This window comes from Burkholderia alba, from assembly GCF_034721475.1.
In the GTDB taxonomy this organism is placed as follows: Bacteria; Pseudomonadota; Gammaproteobacteria; order Burkholderiales; family Burkholderiaceae; genus Burkholderia; species Burkholderia alba.
In genome coordinates this window covers 68,657-89,302 of sequence record NZ_JAWJWL010000015.1, presented here as the reverse complement: position 1 = coordinate 89,302, position 20,646 = coordinate 68,657, and the positions used below count along the sequence as shown (strand labels likewise).

Genomic DNA, 20,646 nt, shown 5'->3' with positions numbered 1-20,646 from the left:
GATTAGCAATGAGCATTCTTGGCATCGAACAGATCAGCTACGGCGTCGCCGACCTGGCGGCCTGCCGCCGTTTCTTCACCGACTGGGGCCTGCGAGAGATCGCGCACGACGCGACGCACGCGCGCTTCGAGACGCTGAACGGCTGCACCGTGTTGCTCGTGGACGCGAACGACCCGGCGCTGCCTCCGGCGTTCGAAACGGGGCCGACGCTGCGGGAAGTGACCTGGGGCGTTGCGACGGCGGCCGATCTGGACGCGCTGCGCGGCCGGCTCGCCGGCCAGCCGGGCCATTACGAGACCGACGACGTGCTCGGCTGCATCGATCCGAACGGCATGGCGATCCGCATCGAGGTGACGCGCAAGCGCGCGCTGGACATCAAGGGCTCGCCGTCGAACGTATGGGGCGAAACGCTGCGGGTCGACCGGCCGAGCCCGATCTACGAGCGGGCGGAACCGGTCGAGGTCGGCCACGTGGTGTTCTTCACGAACCGGCTGGCGGAGCAGGAGGCGTTCTATCACACGCTGCTCGGCTTCGAGACGTCGGACCGCTATCCGGGGCGCGGCGCGTTCATGCGCTGCGCGCCGCACGGCGGCCATCACGACCTGTTCCTGCTGGCGCTGCCGAACGGCAAGCGCGGGCTCAATCACGTCGCGTTCACGGTGCGCGACATCCACGAGGTGTTCGGCGGCGGGCTGCACATCAGCCGATGCGGATGGGAGACCCAGCTCGGACCGGGGCGTCACCCGGTCTCGTCGGCCTATTTCTGGTATTTCCAGAACCCGGCGGGCGGCCTGATCGAGTACTACGCGGATGAGGACATGCTCACGCCCGACTGGCAGCCGCGCGATTTCGAACCCGGGCCGACGGTGTTCGCCGAATGGGCGATCGACGGTGGCATCGACGGCCACACGCGCCGCCAGAAGAGCGCGCGGGCGCCGGAAGGCGCGTTCATGACGGAGCGCAAGCATGACTGATCCGGCAACGGCGGGGCCGGGCGCCGCACCCGGCACGATCGTCGTGATCGGCGGCGGACAGGCGGCGGGGTGGGCGATCAGGACGCTGCGCGCCGAAGGGTTCGCGGGCCGGATCGTGATGATCGCGGAGGAGGCGCATTTGCCGTACGAGCGGCCGCCGCTGTCGAAGGCCGTGCTGGCGGGCGAGGCGGATATCTCGACCGTGCGGCTGGTGCAGCCCGATGCGTTCGCCGCGCTCGACGTGGACGCGTGGCAGCCGGAGCGCGCGGTGTCGATCGATCGGGCGCGGCGCATCGTGCGTACCGCATCCGGCCGCGAGGCCGCCTACGACCGGCTGGTGATCGCGACCGGCGGCACGTCGCGGCGCTTGCCGGATACGCTGGTTCGTACCCCGGCGCTGCACTACCTGCGCACGCTCGACGAGGCTGCCGCGCTCGGCGAGACGCTGCGCGCGAGCCGCCGGGTGCTGGTGATCGGCGGCGGCTGGATCGGGCTCGAGGTGGCGGCTACCGCGCGCAAGCTCGGCGTCGACGTGGTGGTGGTGGAGGGCGCGCCGCGGCTGTGCGCGCGCTCCGTGCCGGACGCGGTGTCGGATTTCCTGCTGGCCCTGCATCGGTCGCATGGCGTCGACGTACGGCTCGGCGCATCGCTGGCGATGCTGGCGCCGCATCCCGACGATCCCCGCCGGGTGTGCGCGACGCTCGCCGACGGCTCGACCGTCGATGCGGATTGCGCGGTCGCGGGAATCGGTCTCGCGCTCAATGCGTCGCTCGCGAGCGACGCGGGACTCGAGGTCGACGACGGCATCGTCGTCGACGAGTACGGCGCGACCAGCGACCCCGACATCTTCGCGTGCGGCGACGTCGCGAACCACCCGAATGCCTGGCTCAAGCGGCGCGTGCGGCTCGAATCGTGGGCAAACGCGCAGAACCAGGCGATCGCGGCGGCGAAGGCGGCGCTCGGGGTGCGCGCGGCCTATGCGGAGATTCCGTGGTTCTGGTCCGATCAGTACGACGTGAACCTGCAGATTCTCGGCGACCTGCCGGCCGACGCGCAGCGGGTCGTGCGCGGCAGCCTGGCGGAGCGGCGCGCCACGCTGTTCTTTGTCCGCGACGGCCTGCTGTGCGGCGTGATCGCGATCAACACGGCGCGCGACCTGAAACTCGCGCGCAAATGGATGAACCAGGGGCGCGCGGTGCAGATCGACGCGCTCGCCGACACCGGCAAGGCACTCGCCTGACATCCGGCGCGTCATCATGGAGATTCGAATGAGCACAGTAGAAAGCGTGGTGGCCGGCCAGCCCGAGGCCCCGACGGGGGCGTCCACGCCGGGCGCGATCATCGCGCGGCTCGAGCGGCTGCCCGCGAACGCGATGCAGATCCGCGCGCGCGTGCTGATCGGCACCGCGACGTTCTTCGACGGCTTCGACGTGATCACGATCGCCGCGACCTTGCCGCTGCTGATCCACAAATGGGGGCTGTCGCCGACGCAGATCGGTTTCCTGATCGCGTCGGGTGCGATCGGGCAACTGATCGGCGCGTTCCTGTTCCCGGCGCTGGCGGAACGTCACGGACGGGTGCGGGCGATCGCGTGGAGCTCCGCTGTGATCGGCATCACGAGCATCGCGTGCGGCTTCGCGCCGACCTTCGAGATCTTCGTGCTGCTGCGGATCGCGCAGGGGCTCGGTCTCGGCGGCGAGCTGCCGGTCGCGGCGACCTACATCAACGAAATCACCCGCGCGCACGGGCGCGGCCGCTTCGTGCTGCTGTACGAGATCGTGTTTCCGATCGGCCTGCTGGCCTCGATGGCGCTCGGCGCGTGGCTCGTGCCGCGCTACGGCTGGGAGGTGATGTACTTCATCGGCGGGATGCCGCTCCTGCTGTCGTTCGCGCTGACGCGGCTCGTGCCCGAATCGCCGCGCTGGCTGGCCGCGCGCGGACGGCTCGACGACGCGGGGCGCGCGATGAACACGTTCGAATCGACGGTGAAGGGCACGCTGCCGCCCGTCACGCAGGCCGACGAGTTCGACGAGATGGTACGCCGTCACCCGAAGCGCAAAATGGCCGATCTGTTCAGTGCCGCCTACCGCAAGCGCACCATCGCGATCGCGACGCTGTGGGCGACCTGCGGGTTCATCCAGTACGGACTGTCGACCTGGCTGCCGACGATCTACAAGAATTTCTATCATGCGCCGCTGCAGCTCGCGTTGAATCTGGCCGTGCTCGGCTCGGTGATGGGCGTGCTCGGCTCGCTCGTGTCGGCCTTGACCGTCGATGTGTTCGGGCGCAAGCCGGTGATCACCGGGTCGTTCGTGCTGTGCGCGGTGTCGCTGGCGCTGGCGGGCGTCTATCACGCGTCGTCGGTGTACGTGGTCGCGGCATTCTGCTCGCTCGCGGTGGGGCTGATGGCGTCGGGCTTCATCACGGCCTACGTGTACACACCGGAACAGTATCCGACCAGCATTCGCGCGTCGGGGTGCGGACTGGGCAGCGCATGGCTGAAGGTCGCGTCGTTCGTCGCGCCGATGGTGGTGCCGCACGCGATCGTCGGCGGCGATCTGAGCCCGGCGTTCTATCTGCTCGGCGCGGTGCCGCTGATCGCGGCGCTCACGGTGCACTTCATCGGCATCGAGACCAAGGGGCAGGTGCTGGAGAAGCTGGAGGCGTGATGTCGCGGCGGCCGGCGGCGTGCGGGGCCGCGCGTTCGATGCGCCGCGAGCGACAACGGCCCGCGCGTCGCGCCGGGCCGTGGGCGGGCTTCGTTCGCGAGCAGGCTTACTGCACGGCGGTGACGGGCACGTTGGAGATGCGCACCAGGCGATCGAGCACGCTCTGGTGGAAGAAGTGGATCATGGCGTGGAGCGGATCGCGGCGCGGCGCGACGACGACAATCTCGTCGCAGCCGTTTTCGGCGGCGCAGGCCGCGATCGTGTCGGCGACCGGGCCGACCTTCATCGCGACCGAGTATTTGACGTTAGCGTCCTTGAGGATGCTGATGGCTTTTGCCAGTTCGCCTTCGGAGAAATCGTGTTCGATCTGGCGCAGCTTGGCAAGCGGATGGAAGGCTTCGAGGCGGGTGGATTCGAGCGGAGGTTGGACATTGACCAGCACGACTTCGGATGCGCATCGCTCGTGGTACAGAAAAACGGCGTGCCGGACGGCCTGCAGCGAGCGCAGAGATCGGCTGACCGGAACCAGTAGCTTGAGCATGGCGGTACTTCCTGTCGGGTTGAAAGCGATGACGACAGGCTAATCGCGTTGCGGTCCGTCTGGTCTAAAGAGATGCGGGCGGGATGTAAAAAAGACGTAAACACGCGGGAAGGCGGGCATGCGGGGCGCCTCGGCGCCGTTGCCGAGGGGCGTGCACACGATGACATCCGGCAAGCGGATGTGTCACCAGACGGCGCTCCGGGTTCGGGGGGACGTCGAGCGCACGGGCAACCGCGGCCAGACTCGGATCGCGCACCCGCGACCGATCATGCGCAAGGGTGCCCGGCGCGGCAATCGACTGCCCCGGCCGTACCATGCGTCCGAGGCGGCGAGCATCCATTGCGATGGCGTGCAGCGCGGCCTTCAATCGTTCCCCGGGACACATCGTCGACGCTGCGCGGACTTCCCATATCGATGCTGGCAGGGGGGCCTTCATCTCATGGGGGGGCGTGCCGGATTTCGCGGGCCTTGCGCGATACGCCGCGCCGCGCTCATGCCGGCAGCAACGCATGCTGCCGGCAGATCAATCTGCTTCACTCATTGCTATCGTTGATGTTTTCACGATAGCAATTTCAGTATCGTACCTGTATGAACATACAGTATAGTACCCGTTCGAAACTAGGCTGAACGCCCCGTGAGTCCGCATGGCGGCACGGGCGTCCGGCCGCCTTGCGGCACCGTGACCCCTGGCCAACTCATTCAGACGGGCAGATAAATTGTCATCCAGCAATCTGATCCGCATTCGCGGAGCACGTCAGCACAATCTCAAGCATCTCGATCTCGATTTGCGCACCGGCGAAATGACGGTCGTGACCGGCCCGTCGGGTTCCGGCAAATCGAGTCTTGTATTCGACACCCTGTACGCGGAAGGCCAGCGGCGCTACGTCGAAACGTTCAGCGCGTATGCGCGGCAGTTTCTCGACCGGATGGACCGGCCGCTGGTCGATCGCGTTGACGGCGTGCCGCCCGCGATCGCGATCGACCAGACCAATCCGGTGCGCAGCTCGCGCTCGAGCGTCGGCACGATGACCGAGCTCAACGACCACCTGAAACTCCTGTACGCACGCGCGGCGGAACTGTTCGACCGGCGCAACGCGCAGCCGGTGCGGCACGACACGCCGGAGACGATCTACGCGGAACTGGCCGCGCGCACGGCGGATGGCGATCCCCGGCTCGTGGCGACATTCCCGGTCGAATTGCCGGACACGGTGACGGCCGAGGAGGTCGAGCAGTGGCTGTCGGCGAGCGGCTATACGCGCGTGCAGGCGCAGCGCGAAATCGCGTCGGCCACCGGGCCGCGCAAGGTGCTCGACGTGGTGGCGGACCGCTTCCGCGTGCATCAGGTCGACAAGGTGCGCGTGATCGAGGCGATCGAAGCGTCGCTCAAGCGCGGCGGCGGGCGGGTGAACGTCTACGTGCTCGCGCCGCAGGCGGACGGCGCGGGCGACGCGGCGGCGGAATCCCAGGTGTGGCGCTTTTCCACCGGGCTGCATAACCCGGACAGCGATCTGCGCTACGCGGACCCGCAGGCGGCGCTGTTCTCGTTCAACTCGGCGTACGGCGCATGCGAAACCTGCCGGGGCTTCGGTCGCGTGATCGGCGTCGATCTCGGCCTCGTGATCCCGGACGAACGCAAGACGCTGCGCGGCGGCGCAATCAAGCCGATGCAGACGCCCGCATGGAAGGAGTGCCAGGACGACCTGATGCGCTATGCGTCGAAGGCGAACATCCGGCGCGATACGCCGTGGGCCGAACTGTCGCGGGAGGAGCGGGACTGGGTCGTCAACGGCTCGCCGGACTGGAACGGCAAATGGCAGAGCCAGTGGTACGGCGTGAAGCGCTTCTTCGGCTACCTTGAGTCGAAAGCGTACAAGATGCATATCCGCGTGCTGCTGTCGAAATACCGCAGCTACACGCCGTGCGAAGCGTGCGGCGGCGCACGCCTCAAGACGGAGTCGCTGCTGTGGCGGCTCGGCACGAAGGCGAACGCCGACGCGGCGCTCGCGCCCGCCGGCCGTTTCATGCCGCGCGGCGTCGACTGGACTCGCGCTCAGCTCGAAGCGCTGCCGGGCCTGACGATGCACGACCTGATGCTGTTGCCGATCGAGCGGATTCGCCGCTTCTTCGACGACGTCAGCCTGCCGAGCGCGCTGCTCGACGACGCGCTGAAGCTGTTGCTCGCGGAGGTGCGCACGCGGCTGAAGTATCTATGCGACGTCGGGCTGGGCTACCTGACGCTCGATCGGCAGAGCCGCACGCTGTCGGGCGGCGAAGTGCAGCGGATCAACCTGACGACCGCGCTCGGCACCTCGCTGACCAAGACGCTGTTCGTGCTCGACGAGCCGAGCATCGGACTGCATCCGCGCGACCTGAACCGGATCGTCGAGGCGATGCTGCGCCTGCGCGACGCGGGCAATACGCTGGTGGTCGTCGAACACGATCCCTCGGTGATGCTCGCGGCCGACCGGCTGATCGACATGGGGCCCGGTCCGGGCGAGCGCGGCGGCACGATCGTCTACGACGGCTTGCCCGGCGACATTCGGTCGGCCCGCACGCTGACGGGCGAGTATCTCGGCGGCCGCAAGCATGTCGCGCATGCGTCGAACTGGTCGCGCCGTCCGGTGGATGCGCACACGCCGCGCATCGTGCTCGAAGGCGCGAGCGAACACAATCTGCGCGACGTGACGGTCGAGATCCCGTTGCAGCGCCTCGTTTGCGTGACGGGCGTGTCGGGTTCCGGCAAATCGACGCTGCTGCAGGACGTGCTCTATCCGGCGATGGCGCGGCAACTGGGCCGCGCCACCGAGTCGCCGGGCGCGTACCGCCGCCTGACGGGCGCGGAGCAGGTGGGCGATGTCGTGTTCGTCGATCAGTCGCCGATCGGCAAGACCACGCGCTCGAACCCGGCAAGTTATGTCGGCGCGTTCGACGAGATTCGCAAGCTGTTCGCGAAGGTGCCGCTCGCGCTGCAGCGCGGCTACGGCGCGGGCACCTTCAGCTTCAACTCCGGCGACGGCCGCTGCCCGACGTGCGGCGGCTCCGGCTTCGAGCACATCGAGATGCAGTTCCTGAGCGACGTCTATCTGCGCTGCCCGGACTGCGACGGCCGGCGCTACCGGGCGGAGATTCTCGACGTGCGGATCGAGCGCGACGGCCGCGCACTCAGCGTTGCCGACGTGCTCGATCTGACCGTGAGCGAAGCCGCGGCGTTCTTCGCCGCCGACGCCGAGGTGCTGCGCGTGCTGCAGCCGATCGTCGACGTCGGGCTCGAATACGTGAAGCTCGGCCAGCCGGTGCCGACCCTGTCGGGCGGCGAAGCGCAGCGGCTGAAGCTGGCGGGCTTTCTCGCGGAATCCGCGAAGACCGGCGGCGGGCGCCGTATCGTCACGGAAGAGGCGCGTGCCGCGCGGGCGCGTCTGTTCATGTTCGACGAACCGACCACGGGGCTGCACTTCGACGACATCGCGAAGCTGATGCAGGCGTTCGACAAGCTGCTTGCGAGCGGCCATTCGCTGATCGTGATCGAGCACAATCTCGACGTGATCCGCGCGGCCGACTGGCTGATCGACCTCGGCCCGGAGGGCGGCGACGGCGGCGGCCTCGTGCTGTGCGTGGGCACGCCCGACGACGTGAAAGCCTGCGCCGGGTCGCATACCGGCGAGGCGCTGCTGCAATACGACCGCGCGATGGACGCCGCGGCCGCGCCCGACGAAGCGGGCGTGCCGCTGCAGGCCGCGTTGAGCGCGGCGCGCGCGCGGCGGGCGATCGAGGGCGAGGACGTCGTGCGGATCGTCAACGCGCGCGAGCACAACCTGAAGGCGCTCGACGTCGATATCCCGCACGGCAAGTTCAACGTGGTGACCGGCGTGTCCGGCTCCGGCAAGTCGACGCTCGCGTTCGACATCCTGTTCCACGAGGGCCAGCGTCGCTACCTCGAATCGCTGAACGCGTACGCGCGCTCGATCGTGCAGCCGGCGGGGCGCCCGGAAGTCGATGCGGTGTACGGCATTCCGCCGACCGTCGCGATCGAGCAGCGGCTCTCGCGCGGCGGCCGCAAGAGCACGGTCGCGACGACTTCCGAAGTCTGGCACTTCCTGCGGCTGCTGTATGTGAAGCTCGGTCTGCAGCATTGCATCCACGACGGCACGCCGGTGACGTCGCAAACCGTCGAGTCGATCGCCGCGCAACTGCTGCGCGATCATCGCGGCGAGCACGTCGGGCTGCTCGCGCCGCTCGTCGTCAATCGCAAGGGCATATACACGGATCTCGCGAAGTGGGCGAAGGCGCGCGGCGGCACGCATCTGCGCGTCGACGGCGAATTCGTGCCGGTCGACCCGTGGCCGAAGCTCGACCGTTTCCGCGAACATACGATCGAGCTGCCGGTGGCGGACCTGGTCGTGTCGCCGGACAACGAAGCCGAGCTGCGGCAGCGGCTCGACGAAGCGCTCGAACTCGGCAAGGGCGTGATACACCTGCTCGCGCCGCTCGACGGCCTGCGGCAGGCGATGACGAACGGCGACTCGAGCGCGCGGGTCGGCGCGGTGAAGGTGCTGTCGGTCAAGCGCGCGTGCCCGGTGTGCGGCACGAGCTATCCGGAGCTGGACCCGCGGATGTTCTCGTACAACAGCAAGCACGGCTGGTGCACGACCTGCGTCGGGACCGGCCTTGCGCTCACCCGCGAGCAGCGCGCGGCCTACGACGACACGGTGCTCGTCGAGGACGGCCGGGGCCGCGAGCAGACGTTGCCTTCCGACGAGCTGGAACCGGAGGGCGTCGGCGATACGCCGTGCCCGGATTGCGGCGGCACGCGGCTGAATCCGTCCGCGCGTGCGGTGGCCTTCGAAGGCCAATCGATCGTCACGGTCGCGCAGTGGACCGTGTCCGATACGCGGCGCTGGATCGACAGCCTGCAGCTCGCCGGGCGCGACGCGCAGATCGCGCGCGACATCGTCGGCGAGATCGGCAGCCGCCTCGCGTTCCTGGAGGAAGTCGGGCTCGGCTACCTGAGCCTCGATCGCGCCGCGCCGAGCCTGTCGGGCGGCGAGGCGCAGCGCATCCGGCTCGCCGCGCAACTGGGCAGCAACCTGCAGGGCGTCTGTTACGTGCTCGACGAGCCGACGATCGGCCTGCATCCGCGCGACAACCAGATCCTGCTGAACGCGCTGCGCAAGCTGGGCGACAAGGGCAATACGCTCGTCGTCGTCGAGCATGACGAGGACACGATTCGCCGCGCCGATCACATCATCGATATCGGCCCGGGCGCCGGCAAGCGCGGCGGCACGCTGGTCGCGCAGGGCGGGGTCGCGGCGCTGTCCGCGCAGGCCGACTCGCTGACCGGGCGTTTTCTCGCGCAGCCGATCGTGCACCCGCTGCAGCCGCGCCGCGCCGTGGCGCCGCCGAGTGCGGCGAAGCGGGCCCCGGCGGTGCCTGCGGTGCCGGAGCACTGGCTGACGGTGCACGGCGGCAAGCTGCACAACCTGCGCGACGTCACGGTCGGCATTCCGCTCGGGCGGCTCGTCGCGGTGACGGGCGTGAGCGGGTCGGGGAAATCGACGCTCGCGCGCGACGTGCTGATGACGAACCTGCTCGACGCGGTCGGCCGTTCGGTGCTGTCGTCGCCGGCGACGCGCCGCGCGCGCAATGCCGCGCGGCAGGAAGCGCCGGCGGCGAACCGCCGGGCGAGCGTGCTGGCGCGCAGCGCGCCGCGGCCGCCGCTCGACGTCACGCATGCGTGGCAGGGCTGCGAGTCGATCAGCGGCTGGGCGCCGATCGATCGTGTGCTCGAAGTCGATCAGACGCCGATCGGCAAGACGCCGCGCTCCTGCCCGGCGACCTATATCGGCGTGTGGGACACCATCCGCAAACTGTTCGCGGATACGCTGGAGGCGCGTGCGCGCGGCTATACGGCGTCGCGCTTCTCGTTCAACACCGGCGACGGGCGTTGCCCGGCCTGCGAGGGGCAGGGCGTACGCACGATCGGCATGAGTTTCCTGCCCGACGTGAAGGTGCCGTGCGACGTGTGCCACGGGCAGCGCTTCAATCCGGAGACGCTCGCGGTCACGTGGCGCGGCAGGAACATCGGCGATGTGCTGACGATGGAGATCGACGAAGCGGTCGAGTTCTTCGCGCCGATCTCGAACATCGCGCATCCGCTGCAGTTGATGAAGGATGTCGGCCTGGGCTACCTGACGCTCGGCCAGCCGTCGCCGACGCTGTCCGGCGGCGAGGCGCAGCGGATCAAGCTCGTCACCGAGCTGAGCAAGGTGCGAGACGACATCGGGCGGCGCGGCCAGAAAGCGCCGCATACGCTATACGTGCTCGACGAGCCGACCGTCGGCCTGCACATGGCGGACGTCGCGAGGCTGATCCGCGTGCTGCACCGGCTCGTGGACGCGGGGCACAGCGTCGTCGTGATCGAGCACGACCTCGACGTGATCGCGGAGGCGGACTGGATCATCGATCTCGGCCCGGAGGGCGGCGCGGGGGGCGGCACGATCGTCGCGGCGGCGTCGCCGGAAGCGCTCGTGCGGGTGAGCGCGAGTCATACGGGGCGAGCACTCGAACCGGTGCTGGCGCGTGGCGGCGAGTCGAAGTGATCCGCTCGCGGCTTTCCGCGAAATACGTCTGGCGCGGCACAAGGCGCCGCGGTCGTGAGCCTGCCGCGTTCGTCGGGTGCGGCAGGCGTGTTGCTGAGACGGGGTGCATGGCGCCGCACCGGCGGCGGTAAGCCGGCCGCGCGCCGTCTCGTGCGATCGGCGAAGGGGACGCGCGTCCTGGTGCCGTGCTTCGGCCAGCGGCCCATCCTCGACCAGGACGCGCTCCACGTGCGAAGGATCGACTCCGTCGAGAGGGGGCACGTATAGGATGCCCAACGATCTCGGCGCGAACGCTGATGATCGCAAGCCGCTCGAGTTCGACGGCGATCACTATTTATTGCGCGTTGGCCGAGACGCGATGCCGCCGTCCGGCCTGAAACCGGGTGGCCCGATATTTGTCGCACAATAAAAATTATAAAAAATATAAGTTTATGCGCATAAATCACCTCGATCCAGGGTATGCCGCATATTGGAAATAATTGGCCAGGCGATATTTGCTCCGGCATGGAGACGCTGACGATATCGCGCGGACCCGTCACGCCGGGCACAGCGACATGCATGAGGGCCGCCGGAATCCGCGTGCCGAATCCGCGTGCCGAATCGGCGGTCGAGCGGGATTCATCGGGATTCGAAATAGATCGTCGCCGGCAAAATCATGAATAAACAGCGGGCGTTCGAGCGCGGCGATCGGTCTGCGTTCATATAATCGAGCGCAAGATGCCGACGCCGCCGCGCCTCCGGCGCATCCGCCACCGCCCGCGCGGCGTTGCCCTCCCGCCAGATCAAGATATCGGAGACCTCATGCCCGCCGGTACGTCCTTGCCTTCCCGTTCCTCTCCCGCGCCGCTCGACCCGATCGTCGAGATGCCGGCCCATGCGCTGTCCGATGCGATCCGGCGCAAGGCGGTGTCGTGCGTCGAGACGATGCGGGCGTATCTCGATCACATCGAGCGCGTGAACGGTGCGATCAATGCGATCGTCGCGCTGCGCGACCGCGCGGCGTTGCTCGACGAGGCCGCGGACAAGGACGCGGCGCTCGCGCGCGGCGATGCCGCCGGCTGGCTGCACGGCGTGCCGCAGGCACCCAAGGATCTGGCGATGACGCGCGGCATCGTGACGACGATGGGCTCGCCGATCTTCCGCACCATGATGCCGTCGGCCGACGGCGTGTGCGTCGCCCGCATGCGCGCGGCGGGCGCCGTGTTCATCGGCAAGACCAATACGCCGGAGTTCGGGCTGGGGTCGCACACGTTCAACGAGGTGTACGGCGCGACCCGCAATCCCTACGATCCGACGAAAAGCGCGGGCGGCAGCAGCGGTGGCGCGGCGGCGGCGCTCGCGGCGCGGATGCTGCCCGTTGCCGACGGCAGCGATTTCGGCGGCTCGCTGCGCAATCCCGCCGCGTTCTGCAACGTCTACGGCTTTCGCCCGTCGCAGGGACGCGTGCCGCGCTGGCCGAGCCTGGACGTGTTCGTGCAGCAGCTCGGCACCGAAGGCCCGATGGGCCGCACCGTCACGGACGTCGCGCAACTGCTCGCGATCCAGGCGGGCTACGACCGGCACGATCCGCTGTCGCTCGACGAGGACCCGCGGCGCTTCGCGCAATCGCTCGAGGCCGACCTGCGCGGCAAGCGCATCGCGTGGGTCGGCGACTGGAACGGTTATCTCGCGACGGAGCCGGGCGTGCTCGATCTGTGCGAAGCGAGCTTCGATGCGTTGCGCGCGATCGGCTGCGACATCGACGCGGCGCTGCCGCCGTTCGAGCCGGAACGCATCTGGCGGATCTGGCTCGCCCATCGGCATCTGCTGTCGGGCGGCGGTCTGCTGATGCACTACCGCGATCCGGCGCGTCGCGCCCTGCTGAAGCCCGAGGCGATCTACGAAGTCGAGGGGCTGCTCGGGATAAGCGCCGCCGACGTGTATCACGCGAGCATGGAGCGCAGCGCGTGGTACCAGGCGTTGAGTACGTTCTTCGAGCGCTACGATTACATCGCCGCGCCGGCCGCGCAGGTTTTTCCGTTCGACGTGACGGCCCGCTGGCCCGGCGAGATCGCGGGGCGCGCGATGGATACCTATCACCGCTGGATGGAAACCGTCGTGCCGTGGACGCTCGCCGGCTGTCCGGTCATGAGCGTGCCGGTGGGTTTCGGCGCGGCGGGGCTGCCGACGGGGATGCAGCTGATCGGCCGCCCGCGCGACGACTTCTCGGTGCTGCAGCTCGCGCGCGCTTACGAACAGGAGCGGGACTGGGTCGGGATGCGCCGGCCGGCGTTGACGGGAGCCTGACGCCGGCAGCCTTCGGATCGAATCGGATCGTCGCGAGCCGTTGTCCGGCCGCAGTCGCGCGGATGCGATGTCGGTTGCCGAAAGACGCGGGTCGATACGGCGCTCACGGCACGCACGGCCGCCGAAAGCGCGATGAAATACGGAGGGTGCCGCCGGACACCGCCCGAACCGCACCCAGGCGATACGTTTCCAGTTGTATCCGGGATTGCATCGCCCCTGATGTGCCGCCGACAATTTCAGTCGACCGGTTTCGACAGGGAGCAGACGGGATGACGGGCACCGCGCCAGGCAGGCGATGGGCATGGGGCTGGATCGTGGGCGGGATGCTTGCGAGCAGCGTGGTTCACGCGCAGCTCGACGGGACGGATCGCGCCGCGTCGCAGCCCGCCGGCGGAGCGGGGCCGGCGGCCGTCGCGCCGTCCGGCGCGTCGCCGTTGCTACGCGTCTATCTCGACGCGAACCGGCGGGTGCTGGCCGGGCAGTCGAGCCTTGCGTCGGCGCTCGGGCTGGCGGGCGCGGCGGGCCAGGCCCGGCAGGCCGGGAGCGTGCTGGCCGGCGGTGCGGGCGCGCTCACGCCGGCCGCGCTGTCGCAGGTCGGCGGGGCGCAGCAATCGGTGGCGCAGGCGCTGGCGCAGGCTTTCGCGAGCGGCGGCGCCGGGCTGGCGCCCATCGACCCGGCCGGGTTCAGCGAGGGGCTTGTTTCGCTGGGTCAGGGCGTCGTCGAATATGCGCAGTTGCGCTCCGGGCTCGACCATCCGGATGGGGCGAATCCGCCGCCACCGTCCTCGCAGACGCGTCTCGATCCGGGCAACCCGAGCGCGGCATCGTTCATTGCCCGGAATGCGCGAAACGAATTGCTGTCGATCGGCAGCACGCTGCGCCTGGCGGTGCGGTTCGCGGTGAGCCACGGCATGGCGGTGCCGCCCGTCGCGACGTCGGCGCTCGAACTGCTGCGCTGAGCGTGCCGTCCGCCGCCGGCGCGCGCAGGTGGCACGGGTCGCGCGCTATTCGCGCGGGGCGATCCGCGCAGTGCTAATGTGTGGCCTTCCAGCCCCGACAGCGTGGCCCCATGCGCGACCTCTTCGATCTTTCCCGCTATTTCGCCCGAATCGGCTACGACGGTCCCGTCGAGCCGACGCTCGACGTGTTGTGCCGCTTGCATCTGCTGCATCCGCAGGCCATTCCGTTCGAAAATCTCACGCCGTACACCGGCGGCCGCGTCGATCTCGACCTCGACGCGATCGCGGACAAACTCGTCGGGCACCGGCGCGGCGGCTATTGTTTCGAGCAGAACAAGCTGTTCCACGCGGTGCTGACGCGGATCGGCTTTCGCGTGTCGCCGCTGATCGCGCGCGTGCTGTGGCGGCAGCCGCGCGATGCGCGGGCCGCGCAGTCGCATATGCTGCTGCGCGTCGACCTCGGCGGCGACGCTTGGTTTGTCGACGTCGGTTTCGGCTCGGCCACGCAGACCATGCCGCTGCGTCACGTGCTGAACGAGGCGCAGGAGGCGCGGCATGGCGTGTTCCGGCTGGTCGAGTCGGGCGTGGCGGGCGAGCTGGAGAGCGAGTTCGGCACGCCCGACGGCTGGAGGACGATGTACCGGTTCGCGCTGAGGCCGGTGGAGTGGATCGATTACGACGTCGCGAACTGGTTCACGTCCACGTATCCCGCGTCGATCTTCCTGAACGAGCTGATCGTGTGCCGCGTGTTGCCGGACGGCCGAGCGAATCTCGTCAACGAGACGCTGACCGTGCGCGGGCTCGACGGCCATGCGCGAGTCGAGCGGCTGACCGATGCGACGGCGTGGGCCGCCTGTCTGCGCGAGCAGTTCGGGCTGGATTTGACCGGGTTCGATTCCGCCGCGCTGTTCGCCCGCGCGCAGGCGCGCGGCGACGAACTGGCGGAGGCGGAAGCAAGGTCGGCGCCCGTGGCGCACGTGTGAGGGCGGTGCCGTCGCCCGCGAGGGATCGTTCCAGTACAGGAGCCGGGCAGGCGATCCGAGGGCGTGGTCGGAGGCCCGCTGCGCGATCTCGTTCACGGTGCCGCGTGCGACTTGTCCGATGCGCTGCGTGAAAGCCGTGAAGTCGCGGCAAACGATGCGAGGCGCGGACCGTTAGCGGTCCTGCGACTTCGGCGGATGCGAGGCATCGCATCGACCTCGCGCATCGACCGTTGTGCGGCGCGCCGCGCCGACAGCCGCTGCGTCACTGCACGGACCGCGCCGTCGGCGAACCCGCGACGCCGGAGCAGCGATCCACACGACCCCGATCTTTCCGCACCGGCAGGCATGCATATTCAATCCGCCGTCGACGCTACCGTTCGTCGGACCACAGCTTGCCGGCCGTCGCCCAGTTCTCCTTCTTCACGTCGGTCAGGATGATGTCGACCGATCCCGGCTCGCAGCCGAGGGTGTCGCAGGTCACCCGCGTGATCGCTTCGACGAAGCGGCGTTTCTGCTCGAGCGTGCGGCCCTCGAAGAGTTCGATATGAAAAGTCGGCATGCCGGATGGCTCCTGTCGTTCGATGGTGGATCAGTTGCGATAGGACGGATCGAGCCGGTCGAGCCTGCGCAGCAGCGCCGGCCATTCCAGTTCCCCTTCGATTGCGCCGCCGTCGCGCAGCTGGTCGGCCGTGCGTCGTGCGACCGCGGGTTCGGGCAGCACGAGCGGCCCGGCGCCGGCCTGCGCGAGCAACTGGATCTCGCAGGCCTTGATGAGCGTCGCCATCAGCACGTAGGCTTCGGCGATCGTGCGGCCGACGGTCAGCGTGCCGTGATGGCGCAGCAGCATCGCGGGCCGGTCGCCGAGCTGCGCGCTCAGATGCGCGCCTTCCTCCGGCGTGAACGCGAGCCCTTCATACGCGTGATAGGCAAGCACGCCATGAAAGCGCAGCGCGTGCTGCGAAGCGGGCAGCAAGCCGTCGCGCTGGATCGACACCGCGATGCCCGCGGTATTGTGCAGGTGCATCACGCATTGCGCGTCGGCGCGCGCCGCGTGCACGGCGGCGTGCAGCGCGAAACCGGTGACGTTGACCGCGTAGCCGCTGTCGCCGATCTGTGCGCCGTCGAGGTCGATTTTCACGAGATTCGACGCGCACACCTCCTCGAAGCCCAGCCCGAACGGATTGATCAGGAAATGCCCCGGGGCGTCCGGCACGCTCGCCGACAGATGCGTGTAGATCAGGTCGTCCCAGCCGTTGAGCGCCGCGAGCCGGTAGGCGGCGGCGAGATCGACGCGGGTGCGGCGTTCGGCGTCGGACATCGGGCCGTCGGCGCGGCGTACGTCAGCGTGATGGGTGAACGACATCGGCGGCTCCGGTGAAGGGGCTCCTCGCGGCGAGCATCAGCCATGTCGCGAGCACGAAGGGGGTGGTCAGGCTCGTCACGCCGGCATGCATGGCGAGCAGTTGCAGGAGGGCGGCGGCCAGCACGCCGGGCAATGCGATCGCGAGTCCGTATCCGGCCAGCGCGATCGCCGTCAGCGCGCCGTTGAAGCCGAGCAGGCCGGCGTGCAGCGCCGCGCCGCCGGCGCCTGCCGCGACCAGCAGCGCCGATCCGGCGAGCGCGCCGCCGAGCGCGTACAGCGCGTCGCGGCGCGACGAAATCGCGATACCCGCCAGCACCAGCGCGCCGGACAGCACGCCTCGCGCGAATGCGATCTGAGCAAGCGCGGCGACGCTGCCGCCGAAGCCGCTCGCCAGCGTCCACGGCGCCGGCCCGCCGGTCGCGGGGGCCGCCGGCACCAGCGGCAGCCACAGCGCGGTGGCCGCGAGGCACGGGCTCGAATAGCAGCACAGCGCGCGGCGGCGCAGCCGGCCGGCGAACGGCCCGTACAGCAGGCCCGCCGCCGTTGCCGCGAGGAGCGCGAGACCGAACGCGGTCGATGCATCCCGCACGAAGCTGACCGCCGCCAGCGCGGCCAGTGCGCCGTTGAACCCGTGCAGGCCTTGCCGCGCGTCGTCGCGATCGCCTCCGGCGAGCAGCCCGACGATATTCGCCGCGGCCGCGCCCATCAGCGCCGCGGCGGCGGCGCGCAGGTTCGCCAGCGCGAGCGCCGCGAGCAGGCAGGCACCCGTCGCCGCGTTGGCCTGCAGCACGATCTGTCCGAGGCCGCGCAGCAGCGTGCGCAACTCGGCCGGACGGGTGACGGGAACGGCGGCGGTCATGAGGGGCGTGGCGGAAACGAGGGACGATGCGCGAGCATAGGCCACAACGGCCGGCTACGGGATAGCGGCCGCTTGATACCGGCTATTTGCGCTACGATGGCGCGGTTTCGTGCCGGGCCGTCCGGCGCGGCGCAGACGGGAGACGGAGATGCGGGAAGTGCGATGGGCGTCGCTGGAGGGCGACGGAATCGAACATCTGGCGTTCGAGCGCAGCGCGGCGGGCTTCGTCGCGGAAAGCGCGGTGGTCGGGCAACGCTACGGGCGCAGCTACGGGCTCGCGTACCGGGTGGTCTGCGATCCGCGGTGGCGCGTAACGCATGCGGTCCTCAAGGTGATGGGCGGCGGCACGCTCGAGCTGCACGGCGACGGCGAGGGCCGCTGGCGGGACGGGGCCGGCGCGCCGCTGCCCCAGCTCGACGGCTGCATCGACATCGATATCGCGGCGACACCCTATACGAACACGCTGCCGATCCGCCGCCTCGGGCTCGCGCGCGGCGAGCGCCGGCCGATCGACGTCGTCTACGTCTCGACGCCGGACCTGAAGGTGTCGCGCGTCCAGCAAGCGTATGCGTGTCTCGAGCCCGGCCGCCGCTATCGCTACGAAGGCATCTTCCGCGATTTCACCGCGGAGATGGACATCGATGCGGACGGACTCGTGATCGACTACGAAACGCTGTTCAGGCGCTTGCCCGAGGGGCGCTGAGCGGGCCGTCGGCCGGTAGCGCCGGGCGTTCGTTCGCGGCGGCGAAGCGGTCGATCCGGTCCGCGATCAGGGCGGCGTCGCGGATCACCGTCCAGTGCGAGGCGGCGAGTTCCTCGCGCCGGTGCGGACCGAGCCAGCGATCCAGATTCATCGACATCGCGGGGGTCACGTAACGGTCGTAGCGGGGTACGAGGATCTGCACGGGCGCCTGCGCGTAGCGTTCGCGCGGCCGCCGCGCGCGCTCGACGAAATTGGCCCGGTAGAGCTTGAGTCCGTGCAGGCCGTTGCGCAGCTGGTCGGGGTCCGCTTCGACGCGTACCCGTTCCGTGCGGCGCAGCCATTGCGGCCACAGTGCCGCGCCGCCGAGCCGCCACACCAGCTCCGGGACGAACGGCAGGTGAAAGAACGCGATATACCAGGATTTCAGCGACTGTCCGAGATCGAGCGGCGCGCGGAACACGTGATCGAGGCACGGTCCGGAGATCGACGTATAGGACGCGATGCGCGGCTTCACCGCCGGATCGGTGACGGCCTCCCAGCACTGGATCGATCCCCAGTCATGCCCGACCAGATGGAACGGCCGGTTGCCGCAGGCGGCGTCGGCCACGGCGAGCAGATCGCGGGCGAGCAGCGCCAGCTTGTAGTCCGCCCGGTGCGGCGGCGCGTCGGACGCACCCGCGCCGCGCACGTCGTAGGCGATCACGCGGTAGCGCGAATCCAGCTCGTCGCGCACACGGTCCCACACGCGCGCCGAATCCGGATAGCCGTGCACGAGGATCAGCGGCGGCGCGTCGCGCGGTCCGCTCAGGTAGACGGCGAGCCGCACGCCGCCGGATTGGACTGTGAGGGTCTCGCGCACGGCGGCCATCGCGTTCAGGCCTGCTGCGCCGGATGCAGCGGCACGCGGCGCGGCGCGGCTTGCGCGGCGTAGCGCGCGTTGGTCTGGTCGATCTTGGCGATCAGGCCGTCGATGCGCGCCAGATGCTGACGATTGTCGTGATCCCACGGATGAAAGCCCGGTTTGAAAAAGCGCAGCCATTCGAGCGCGATGCCCGGGAACACGCCGCCCGGCGCGTAGAGGAATTTCAGCAGCCGCCACATGCCGCCCGGTTTGCCGCGACCGCGGCGGTGCGCGATCATCAGGCGCACGTGAAAGTCGAACACGATCACCCAGAACAGCACCGTCGTGAGCAGCATCGTGCCGGTGCGCATCAGGTAGCGTTTCACGCCGGGCTCGACGACGAGATTCCACACGTCGAACGATACCGCCTTGTGTTCGGTTTCCTCGAGCGCATGCCACATCCACATCTGCGTGTAGCCGTCGACCGAGCCTTCGATCCGCTTGCCCTGGTCGGCGAGCAGCAGGTCGGCGAGCATCGCCGTGTAGTGTTCGAGCGCGACGGTCTGCGCGAGCTGCAGCGACGGCGGCAGGATCTTGCGCGCCATGCCCAGGATCCACCACAGGCGCGCGTCCAGCTTGTGCGCGGGCAGGCCCGCCGACTGCAGCAGGTCGTTGTATTCGACGTGCTCGCGGGTATGCATCGCCTCCTGGCCGATGAAACCGTGCACCTGCTTCTTCAATTCGGAATCGTGGATCCGGTCGCGGTAGTGACGGACCGAATCCATGAAGAAGCGCTCGCCCGCCGGAAACAGCAGCGACAGCGCGTTGAAGAAATGCGTGACCGGCGCGCCTTCGACGTGCCAGTCGCACGCGCGCTCGGGCGGTAACGCGAAGCGGATGTCGCGACGGATCGGCATCATGATGTTTCTCCCTGTTTGCCTGTGTCGTTGTAGTTGGCATGCGCCGGCGCGGGCACGGGCGTCGCGCCCCCCGCGCGGCGGCGCGCCTTCGCGCGCTCGCGGCGGGTGGCCATCACGACCAGCACCTGATAGGCGGCGGGCAGCGTGCGCGCGAGCCAGTCGGCGCCGCGCGCGTCGCGTCCGATCAGCACGCGGCGCTGGTTCTGGCGCACGCCGCGCAGGATGGTGCGGGCGGCGTCGTCCGCCGTCGTGATGAAGAATTTCTCGAAATCGTCCCGGCCTTGCTGTTCGCTGTCGACCATGAAACCGAGCATGCTCTGCGAGATGCGGCTCGACTGCGCGATGTTGGTGCGGATGCCGCCGGGGTGCACGCAGGTGGCCGACACGCCGCATTTCATCATGTCGAGTTCCTGGCGCAGCGACTCGGTGAAGCCGCGCACCGCGTACTTGGTCGCGTTGTACGCGCTCATGCCGGGCTGCGCGAAGATGCCGAAGATGCTCGAGGTGTTGACGATGTGGCCGTCGCCGGATGCCTTCAGGTACGGCAGGAATGCCTTGGTGCCGTACACCACGCCCCAGAAGTTGATGTTCATGATCCACTCGAGATCGCTGTATTCCATGCCGTCGATCGTGCTCGACAGCGCGACGCCCGCGTTGTTGAAGATCAGGTTGACGCGGCCGTGCTCGGCCGCCGTGTCGTCGGCCCATGCATACATCGCGGCGCGCTCGCCAACGTCGAGCACGCGCGTCGTCACGCGCACCGACGGCGCGAGCGCGCGCACGATCCGTTCGGTTTCGGCGAGGCCGACCGCGTTCTTGTCGGCGAGCGACAGGTGGCACTGCGCCTGCGCGAGCTGCAGCGCGAGCGAGCGGCCCATGCCCGAGCCCGCGCCCGTGATCGCGGCGACCTTGTTGGCGAAATCTTTCATGATGACGAGTTCCGTATCCGTGT

16 protein-coding genes are annotated in these 20,646 nt (G+C 69.1%); 9 read left to right on the top strand and 7 right to left on the bottom strand.

Annotation, left to right across the window (positions count from 1 at the left end):
• Positions 1 to 8 precede the first annotated feature (8 nt).
• From RZR99_RS18345 to RZR99_RS18335, 3 genes are read left to right on the top strand one after another with little or no spacing between them, the layout of a single operon-like run.
• On the top strand, positions 9 to 974 hold the full coding sequence (locus RZR99_RS18345) for a VOC family protein (RefSeq protein WP_323121187.1): 966 nt from the start codon (positions 9 to 11) through the stop codon (positions 972 to 974).
• Positions 967 to 2,214 (top strand): NAD(P)/FAD-dependent oxidoreductase, encoded by a 1,248-nt coding sequence (locus RZR99_RS18340; RefSeq protein ID WP_323121186.1) that lies wholly within the window; start codon positions 967 to 969, stop codon positions 2,212 to 2,214. The genes RZR99_RS18345 and RZR99_RS18340 overlap by 8 nt, the downstream gene beginning before the upstream one ends.
• A 28-nt stretch (positions 2,215 to 2,242) precedes the next feature.
• A complete protein-coding gene (locus tag RZR99_RS18335; RefSeq protein WP_323121185.1) occupies positions 2,243 to 3,643 on the top strand; it encodes an MFS transporter in 1,401 nt (466 codons plus the stop codon).
• A 106-nt stretch (positions 3,644 to 3,749) separates the two neighbouring features.
• Here RZR99_RS18335 and RZR99_RS18330 read toward each other — a convergent pair whose 3' ends face one another.
• The gene (locus tag RZR99_RS18330; RefSeq protein WP_323121184.1) at positions 3,750 to 4,184 is read right to left on the bottom strand and encodes a universal stress protein; all 435 of its coding nucleotides are present in this window, start codon (positions 4,182 to 4,184) and stop codon (positions 3,750 to 3,752) included.
• 716 nt (positions 4,185 to 4,900) lie between these two features.
• On the opposite strand from RZR99_RS18330, the gene uvrA reads away from it, so the two are divergent.
• The 5 genes from uvrA to RZR99_RS18305 all read left to right on the top strand — a co-directional run bounded on the left by uvrA (position 4,901) and on the right by RZR99_RS18305 (position 15,008).
• Complete coding sequence (gene uvrA, locus RZR99_RS18325; protein ID WP_323121183.1) at positions 4,901 to 10,780, top strand: excinuclease ABC subunit UvrA; 5,880 nt, start codon at positions 4,901 to 4,903, stop codon at positions 10,778 to 10,780.
• A 268-nt stretch (positions 10,781 to 11,048) separates the two neighbouring features.
• Positions 11,049 to 11,189, top strand: a complete 141-nt coding sequence (locus RZR99_RS18320; RefSeq protein ID WP_323121182.1) for a hypothetical protein — start codon at positions 11,049 to 11,051, stop codon at positions 11,187 to 11,189.
• 392 nt (positions 11,190 to 11,581) lie between these two features.
• A complete protein-coding gene (locus RZR99_RS18315; protein ID WP_323121181.1) occupies positions 11,582 to 13,066 on the top strand; it encodes an amidase in 1,485 nt (494 codons plus the stop codon).
• Positions 13,067 to 13,389: 323 nt separating this feature from the next.
• Entirely contained in the window at positions 13,390 to 14,025 is a 636-nt protein-coding gene (locus tag RZR99_RS18310; protein WP_323121180.1) for a hypothetical protein, read from the top strand.
• A 110-nt stretch (positions 14,026 to 14,135) separates the two neighbouring features.
• Positions 14,136 to 15,008 carry an arylamine N-acetyltransferase family protein gene (locus tag RZR99_RS18305; protein ID WP_323121179.1) on the top strand — a complete coding sequence of 291 codons (873 nt, stop codon included), beginning with the start codon at positions 14,136 to 14,138 and terminating at the stop codon, positions 15,006 to 15,008.
• 370 nt (positions 15,009 to 15,378) lie between these two features.
• On the opposite strand, the gene RZR99_RS18300 is transcribed toward RZR99_RS18305, so the two are convergent.
• The 3 genes from RZR99_RS18300 to RZR99_RS18290 are packed head-to-tail and all read right to left on the bottom strand — an operon-like array spanning position 15,379 to position 17,230.
• Positions 15,379 to 15,567, bottom strand: coding sequence for a 4-oxalocrotonate tautomerase (locus RZR99_RS18300; RefSeq protein ID WP_323121178.1), 189 nt, complete (start codon positions 15,565 to 15,567; stop codon positions 15,379 to 15,381).
• Between the two features lie 30 nt (positions 15,568 to 15,597).
• On the bottom strand, positions 15,598 to 16,371 hold the full coding sequence (locus RZR99_RS18295; protein ID WP_323121177.1) for a class II aldolase/adducin family protein: 774 nt from the start codon (positions 16,369 to 16,371) through the stop codon (positions 15,598 to 15,600).
• Positions 16,349 to 17,230, bottom strand: a complete 882-nt coding sequence (locus tag RZR99_RS18290; protein ID WP_323121176.1) for an urea transporter — start codon at positions 17,228 to 17,230, stop codon at positions 16,349 to 16,351. The genes RZR99_RS18295 and RZR99_RS18290 overlap by 23 nt, the downstream gene beginning before the upstream one ends.
• A gap of 148 nt (positions 17,231 to 17,378) precedes the next feature.
• Here RZR99_RS18290 and RZR99_RS18285 point away from each other — a divergent pair, with 148 nt between their 5' ends.
• Positions 17,379 to 17,933 carry a putative glycolipid-binding domain-containing protein gene (locus RZR99_RS18285; RefSeq protein ID WP_323121175.1) on the top strand — a complete coding sequence of 185 codons (555 nt, stop codon included), beginning with the start codon at positions 17,379 to 17,381 and terminating at the stop codon, positions 17,931 to 17,933.
• Here RZR99_RS18285 and RZR99_RS18280 read toward each other — a convergent pair.
• From RZR99_RS18280 to RZR99_RS18270, 3 genes are read right to left on the bottom strand one after another with little or no spacing between them, the layout of a single operon-like run.
• Positions 17,908 to 18,801 carry an alpha/beta fold hydrolase gene (locus RZR99_RS18280; protein ID WP_323121174.1) on the bottom strand — a complete coding sequence of 298 codons (894 nt, stop codon included), beginning with the start codon at positions 18,799 to 18,801 and terminating at the stop codon, positions 17,908 to 17,910. The genes RZR99_RS18285 and RZR99_RS18280 overlap by 26 nt on opposite strands.
• Positions 18,802 to 18,806: 5 nt before the next feature.
• The gene (locus RZR99_RS18275) at positions 18,807 to 19,694 is read right to left on the bottom strand and encodes a metal-dependent hydrolase (RefSeq protein WP_323121173.1); all 888 of its coding nucleotides are present in this window, start codon (positions 19,692 to 19,694) and stop codon (positions 18,807 to 18,809) included.
• The gene (locus RZR99_RS18270) at positions 19,691 to 20,623 is read right to left on the bottom strand and encodes an SDR family NAD(P)-dependent oxidoreductase (RefSeq protein ID WP_323121172.1); all 933 of its coding nucleotides are present in this window, start codon (positions 20,621 to 20,623) and stop codon (positions 19,691 to 19,693) included. Before RZR99_RS18270 ends, RZR99_RS18275 begins: the two co-directional genes overlap by 4 nt.
• Positions 20,624 to 20,646 lie beyond the last annotated feature (23 nt).

What these genes read in the sequence shown, in the direction of transcription:
- RZR99_RS18335 (WP_323121185.1), top strand. Translation starts at nt 2,243, where the DNA reads ATGAGCACAGTAGAAAGCGTGGTGGCCGGCCAGCCCGAGGCCCCGACG.
- RZR99_RS18345 (WP_323121187.1), top strand. Translation starts at nt 9, where the DNA reads ATGAGCATTCTTGGCATCGAACAGATCAGCTACGGCGTCGCCGACCTG.
- RZR99_RS18305 (WP_323121179.1), top strand. Translation starts at nt 14,136, where the DNA reads ATGCGCGACCTCTTCGATCTTTCCCGCTATTTCGCCCGAATCGGCTAC.
- RZR99_RS18295 (WP_323121177.1), bottom strand. Translation starts at nt 16,371, where the DNA reads ATGTCGTTCACCCATCACGCTGACGTACGCCGCGCCGACGGCCCGATG.
- RZR99_RS18330 (WP_323121184.1), bottom strand. Translation starts at nt 4,184, where the DNA reads ATGCTCAAGCTACTGGTTCCGGTCAGCCGATCTCTGCGCTCGCTGCAG.
- RZR99_RS18315 (WP_323121181.1), top strand. Translation starts at nt 11,582, where the DNA reads ATGCCCGCCGGTACGTCCTTGCCTTCCCGTTCCTCTCCCGCGCCGCTC.
- RZR99_RS18270 (WP_323121172.1), bottom strand. Translation starts at nt 20,623, where the DNA reads ATGAAAGATTTCGCCAACAAGGTCGCCGCGATCACGGGCGCGGGCTCG.
- RZR99_RS18280 (WP_323121174.1), bottom strand. Translation starts at nt 18,801, where the DNA reads ATGGCCGCCGTGCGCGAGACCCTCACAGTCCAATCCGGCGGCGTGCGG.
- RZR99_RS18275 (WP_323121173.1), bottom strand. Translation starts at nt 19,694, where the DNA reads ATGATGCCGATCCGTCGCGACATCCGCTTCGCGTTACCGCCCGAGCGC.
- RZR99_RS18310 (WP_323121180.1), top strand. Translation starts at nt 13,390, where the DNA reads ATGCTTGCGAGCAGCGTGGTTCACGCGCAGCTCGACGGGACGGATCGC.
- RZR99_RS18340 (WP_323121186.1), top strand. Translation starts at nt 967, where the DNA reads ATGACTGATCCGGCAACGGCGGGGCCGGGCGCCGCACCCGGCACGATC.
- RZR99_RS18285 (WP_323121175.1), top strand. Translation starts at nt 17,379, where the DNA reads ATGCGGGAAGTGCGATGGGCGTCGCTGGAGGGCGACGGAATCGAACAT.
- RZR99_RS18320 (WP_323121182.1), top strand. Translation starts at nt 11,049, where the DNA reads ATGCCCAACGATCTCGGCGCGAACGCTGATGATCGCAAGCCGCTCGAG.
- RZR99_RS18290 (WP_323121176.1), bottom strand. Translation starts at nt 17,230, where the DNA reads ATGACCGCCGCCGTTCCCGTCACCCGTCCGGCCGAGTTGCGCACGCTG.
- RZR99_RS18300 (WP_323121178.1), bottom strand. Translation starts at nt 15,567, where the DNA reads ATGCCGACTTTTCATATCGAACTCTTCGAGGGCCGCACGCTCGAGCAG.